Here is a 5,053-nt window from a genome sequence, read left to right as displayed (position 1 = left end):
GTCTTCGTCCCCGTCGTCATCGCCCTGGCGCTCGGCACCCTCGGCTTCTGGCTCGGCACCGGCGCCCGCGATCATCGGGTTGAGCAGTCCGGCCGCGGCGAGTGGCAGTGCGGCGATGTTGTAGGCGAAGGCCCAGAAGAGGTTCGAGCGGATCGTGCCGAGGGTCCGGCGGGAGAGGCGGATGGCGTCGGCCGCGGCCCGCAGGTCGCCCCGTACGAGCGTCAGGTCGCCGGCCTCGATGGCGGCGTCCGTGCCCGTGCCCATCGCCAGGCCAAGGTCGGCCTGGGCGAGTGCGGCCGCGTCGTTGACGCCGTCGCCGACCATGGCCACGCTGCGGCCCTCGGACTGGAGCCTCCTGACGACGTCGACCTTGTCCTGGGGCATGACCTCGGCGATCACCTCGTCGATGCCGACCTCGGCGGCGACGGCCCGGGCGACGGCCTCGTTGTCGCCGGTGAGGAGGATCGGCTTCAGGCCCAGCGCGCGCAGCCGGCGGATCGCCTCGGCGCTCGTCTCCTTGACGGCGTCGGCGACCTCCAGGACCGCGCGGGCCCGGCCGTCCCAGGCGACCGCGATGGCGGTCCGGCCTGCCCGTTCGGCCTGGTCCTTGGCGGACCTGAGGGCGGGGGTGAGTTCCATCGCCCATTCGGCGAGCAGCTTCTCGCGGCCGACGAGGACGGCGTGGCCCTCGACGACGCCCTGGACGCCGAGTCCGGGGACGTTGGCGAAGTCCTCGGGGGTGGGCAGGGTGCCGACGCGGGCGGCGGCGCCGGTGGCGACGGCCTGGGCGATGGGGTGTTCGGAGGAGTGCTCCAGGGCGCCGGCGAGGCGCAGGACGTCGGTCTCGGCGGTGCCGTCCGCGGTGTGGACGGCGAGGAGTGTCATCCGGCCGGTGGTGACGGTGCCGGTCTTGTCCAGGACGATCGTGTCGACGCGGCGGGTCGTCTCCAGGACCTCGGGGCCCTTGATGAGGATGCCGAGCTGGGCGCCGCGGCCGGTGCCGACCATGAGGGCGGTGGGCGTGGCGAGTCCGAGGGCGCAGGGGCAGGCGATGATCAGGACGGCGACGGCGGCGGTGAACGCGGCGGTCAGTCCGGCGCCGGTGCCGAGCCAGAAGCCGAGGGTGCCGAGCGCCAGGGCGATGACGACGGGGACGAAGACGGCCGAGATCCGGTCGGCGAGGCGCTGGGCGGCGGCCTTGCCGTTCTGGGCGTCCTCGACGAGCTTGGCCATCCGGGCCAGTTGGGTGTCGGAGCCGACGCGGGTGGCCTCGACGACGAGGCGGCCGCCGGCGTTCAGGGTGGCGCCCGTGACGGTGTCGCCGACGGAGACCTCGACCGGTACGGACTCGCCGGTGAGCATGGAGGCGTCCACCGCGGAACGGGGACGAAGACGGCCGAGATCCGGTCGGCGAGGCGCTGGGCGGCGGCCTTGCCGTTCTGGGCGTCCTCGACGAGCTTGGCCATCCGGGCCAGTTGGGTGTCGGAGCCGACGCGGGTGGCCTCGACGACGAGGCGGCCGCCGGCGTTCAGGGTGGCGCCCGTGACGGTGTCGCCGACGGAGACCTCGACCGGTACGGACTCGCCGGTGAGCATGGAGGCGTCCACCGCGGAGGAGCCCTCGACGACCCGAACTGATCGACGCGGTCGTCGACCCGCTCATCGAGTTCAACTGCGAGAACCCCGTCTTCCTCGCCCTGATGCACGGCTCCGACATCCCCGGCAAGATCGCGGAGGAGCACGACGAACTGCACGCCTCGCTGCCCGCCTGGGTCAGAGGTCGAGCGGTGCGGCGGCGGCCGGGGGGCCCGTGACGTTGGCGTCGCCGATGACCGGGTCGAGGTAGCGCAGCAGGACCCGCTTCAGCTCGACGATCGTGGCGTCCCGCTCGGGACCTTCGGGCGCGGCGAGGACCAGGGCGAGACCGCCCTTGAACACCGCGAAGGTCATGTCGGCGATCACCGCGCGCTCCGCGACGGGGAGGTCGGGGAGGTAGTGGCCGAGCAGGTCGCGGACCCGGGCGAGCAGCGAGGCGTGCAGTTCGTCGTGCTCCTCCGCGATCTTGCCGGGGATGTCGGAGCCGTGCATCAGGGCGAGGAAGACGGGGTTCTCGCAGTTGAACTCGATGAGCGGGTCGACGACCGCGTCGATCAGTTCGGGGAGGGGGAGTTCGAAGTTCTCCGGGGTGAACGCCTGGCCGTGGGCCTCGCGCATCTCGTGCATCAGGCGCCCGCCGAGCTCGACGGCGATCGCCTCCTTGTTCGGGAAGTACTGGTAGAGCGTCCCCGGCGAGACGCTCGCCTCCCGGGCGATCGCGTTGGTGCTGCTCGCCGAGTAGCCGTTGGTGCAGAAGACGCTCGCGGCGGCCTGGAGCAGCTGCGCGATGCGCCGCTCACCGCGCGCCTGGCGACGGCGCGGCTTCGGTTCGGCGGTTTCCTCGGGCATGGCTGTCCCCAGCTTTCCGGACACGTTTGACAAACGCGAGAGGTCGCTCGCATTCTTGGGAAACGCGAGCGAGGACTCGTGTTTGCCAGTCTATGGCAATGGGCGACCCATGCGGCCTGCCGGGAAGCGAGCGCACGGGTCACGGTGAAGGGGACACCGCGTCATGGCCGAAGTCAAGAATTCAGGGACCGCCCGCGGCGGGGGGTGGACCCGGTTCGTCACGGCCAGGCCGCGCCTGTCGCTCCTGGTGGCGCTGGTGATCACCGCGCTCGCCGTCGTGGCGGGCAGCGGGGTCGGCGATCGGATGGGGAGCGGCGGCTGGGAGGACCCGGACGCCGAGTCCACGTACGCGACGCAGGTGCTGGAGCGGGAGTTCCCCGCCTCCCAGCCGAATGTGCTGCTGCTCCTGGACGCGGGGGCGGCCGGGGTCGACGATCCCGCGGTCGCCGCCGAGGCCCGGCGGACCGCCGAGCGCCTCGACGCCGAGCCGGGCGTCAGCGGCGTCGGCTCGTACTGGGCGACCGGCTCGCCCGCCCTGCGCTCGAAGGACGGGCGGCAGGCCGTGATCGCCGCCCGGATCGAGGGGGAGGAGAAGGAGGCCGGTGAGATCCTCCAGCGGATCGCGCCCGCCTACCGCGGCACGCACGGTCCGGTCGAGGTGTCCCTCGGCGGCCCGCTCGCCGTGCGGCACGAGATGCAGACGGTCATCCAGGAGGACCTGCTGCGTGCCGAGCTGATCGCCCTGCCGGTGACGCTCGTCCTGCTCGTCATGGTCTTCGGCAGCGCCGTCGCGGCCCTGCTGCCCCTGGGCATCGGCATCGTCGCCATCCTCGGCACGAACGCGGTGCTGCGCGGGCTCACCGAGTTCACCGACGTCTCGGTCTTCGCGCAGAACCTGACCACGGCGCTCGGCCTCGGACTCGCCATCGACTACGCGCTCTTCGTGGTCCGCCGCTTCCGCGAGGAGCTGGCGGCCGGCGCCGACACCCGGACCGCCGTGGGGACCACCCTGCGCACGGCGGGGCGGACGGTGCTCTTCTCCGCGCTGACCGTGGCCGTCTCGCTCGCCGCGATGCTGGTCTTCCCGCAGTACTTCCTCCGCTCCTTCGCCTACGCCGGGATCGCCGTCGTGCTCCTGGCCGCCGCGGCGGCGCTGATCCTGCTGCCCGCGGCGCTGATGCTGCTCGGCGACCGGGTCAACGCGCTCGACCTGCGCCGGCTGTTCGTCCGCCGCCGGGCCGCGCGGSCCGGCGACGGAGCCGGACCGGCCGGGTCCGGCCGGAGCGACGAGGGCGGGGCGGGCTGGGCCCGGACGGCGGCGCTCGTGATGCGGCGGGCCCCGGTCTTCGTCGTGGCGACCACCGCCGGCCTGGTCCTGCTCGGACTGCCCTTCCTGGGCGTGAAGTTCGGCACGGCCGACGACCGGCAGCTGCCCTCGACCTCGGAGTCGCGGGTGGTGCAGGACCAGCTGCGCGACGGCTTCCCCGGCAGCCCGGGCGGGGGCCTGACCGTGCTCGCCGAGGGCGGCGCCACACCGGCGCAGTACGCCGACTACCGCGAGCGGATCGCGGACCTGCCCGGGGTGGAGCGGGTGGACGGCCCGGTGACCTCCGGATCCGGAGCCCGCGCCCACGCCTACTTCACCGTGGTGCCCGAGGGTGAGGCCGTCGGCGAGGGCGCCCAGCGTGTGGTGGGCGAACTGCGGGCTCAGGAAGCCCCGTTCGACACCTCCGTGACCGGGGCGGCGGCCGTGCTGACCGACTCCAAGGACGCCATAGCCGACCGGCTCCCCTGGGCGGCGGCGATCATCGTCGTGATCACCCTGCTCCTGGTCTTCCTGCTCACCGGCAGCGTGCTGATCCCGCTCCAGGCCGTCGTCCTCAACGCCCTCAGCCTCACGGCGATGTTCGGCGCGGTCGTCTGGGTCTTCCAGGAAGGGCACCTGTCCGGGCTGCTCGGCTTCACCGCGACGGGCGACATCGAGACCACGCTGCCGGTCCTGATGTTCTGTGTCGCCTTCGGACTCTCCATGGACTACGGGGTCTTCCTGCTCTCCCGGATCAAGGAGGAGTACGACGCCACGGGCGACCACGAGCACTCCGTGCGGTTCGGCCTCCGGCGCACCGGCGGGCTGATCACCGCCGCCGCGGTGATCCTGGCCGTCGTGATGGTCGCCATCGGCACCTCCCGGGTGACCAACACCAAGATGCTCGGCCTCGGCGTCGCGCTCGCCGTGCTGATGGACGCCATGGTGGTGCGCAGCCTGCTCGTGCCGTCCGTGATGAAGCTGACGGGCCGCCTGACCTGGTGGGCACCGGGCCCGCTGCGCCGCTTCCACGACCGGTTCGGGATCAGCGAGGGCGGCGACACGGCGGCCGCGCCGGTCGCGGCGACGGAGGAGGGGGTCGACGAGACCCCGCGGGACAGAACATCAGGACCGGCAGCGTGGTCTCGATGTCGCCCGTCGCGGTGAAGCCGAGCAGCCCGGACAGGTGCCCTTCCTGGAAGACCCAGACGACCGCGCCGAACATCGCCGTGAGGCTGAGGGCGTTGAGGACGACGGCCTGGAGCGGGATCAGCACGCTGCCGGTGAGCAGGAAGACCAGGAG

At 72.8% G+C, this 5,053-nt stretch carries 4 protein-coding genes and 2 pseudogenes; 2 read left to right on the top strand and 4 right to left on the bottom strand.

Annotation, left to right across the window (positions count from 1 at the left end):
* Positions 1-60: 60 nt before the first annotated feature.
* Both EAO71_RS21345 and EAO71_RS21340 read right to left on the bottom strand, forming a co-directional pair.
* A pseudogene (locus EAO71_RS21345) lies at positions 61-1,380 on the bottom strand (heavy metal translocating P-type ATPase); the annotation flags it as partial.
* Positions 1,296-1,595, bottom strand: a complete 300-nt coding sequence (locus EAO71_RS21340) for a P-type ATPase (RefSeq protein ID WP_147979439.1) — start codon at positions 1,593-1,595, stop codon at positions 1,296-1,298. The gene EAO71_RS21340 and the pseudogene EAO71_RS21345, both read right to left, overlap by 85 nt.
* Before the next feature lie 38 nt (positions 1,596-1,633).
* Between EAO71_RS21340 and EAO71_RS21335 the strand changes: the two genes are divergently transcribed.
* Positions 1,634-1,813 carry a hypothetical protein gene (locus EAO71_RS21335; RefSeq protein WP_410093994.1) on the top strand — a complete coding sequence of 60 codons (180 nt, stop codon included), beginning with the start codon at positions 1,634-1,636 and terminating at the stop codon, positions 1,811-1,813.
* On the opposite strand, the gene EAO71_RS21330 is transcribed toward EAO71_RS21335, so the two are convergent.
* Positions 1,773-2,444, bottom strand: coding sequence for a TetR/AcrR family transcriptional regulator (locus EAO71_RS21330; RefSeq protein ID WP_147979435.1), 672 nt, complete (start codon positions 2,442-2,444; stop codon positions 1,773-1,775). The two genes, EAO71_RS21335 and EAO71_RS21330, sit on opposite strands and share 41 nt — an antisense overlap.
* Before the next feature lie 163 nt (positions 2,445-2,607).
* Between EAO71_RS21330 and EAO71_RS21325 the strand changes: the two genes are divergently transcribed.
* Positions 2,608-4,917 carry an MMPL family transporter gene (locus tag EAO71_RS21325; RefSeq protein ID WP_147979434.1) on the top strand — a complete coding sequence of 770 codons (2,310 nt, stop codon included), beginning with the start codon at positions 2,608-2,610 and terminating at the stop codon, positions 4,915-4,917.
* On the opposite strand, the pseudogene EAO71_RS39005 reads toward EAO71_RS21325, so the two are convergent.
* Positions 4,862-5,053: pseudogene (locus tag EAO71_RS39005) on the bottom strand (hypothetical protein); the annotation flags it as partial. The gene EAO71_RS21325 and the pseudogene EAO71_RS39005 sit on opposite strands and share 56 nt — an antisense overlap.

It is taken from the genome of Streptomyces sp. MS191 (genome assembly GCF_008042125.1).
Classification (GTDB): Bacteria; Actinomycetota; Actinomycetes; order Streptomycetales; family Streptomycetaceae; genus Streptomyces.
This window is presented reverse-complemented; position numbering and strand designations above follow the sequence as displayed.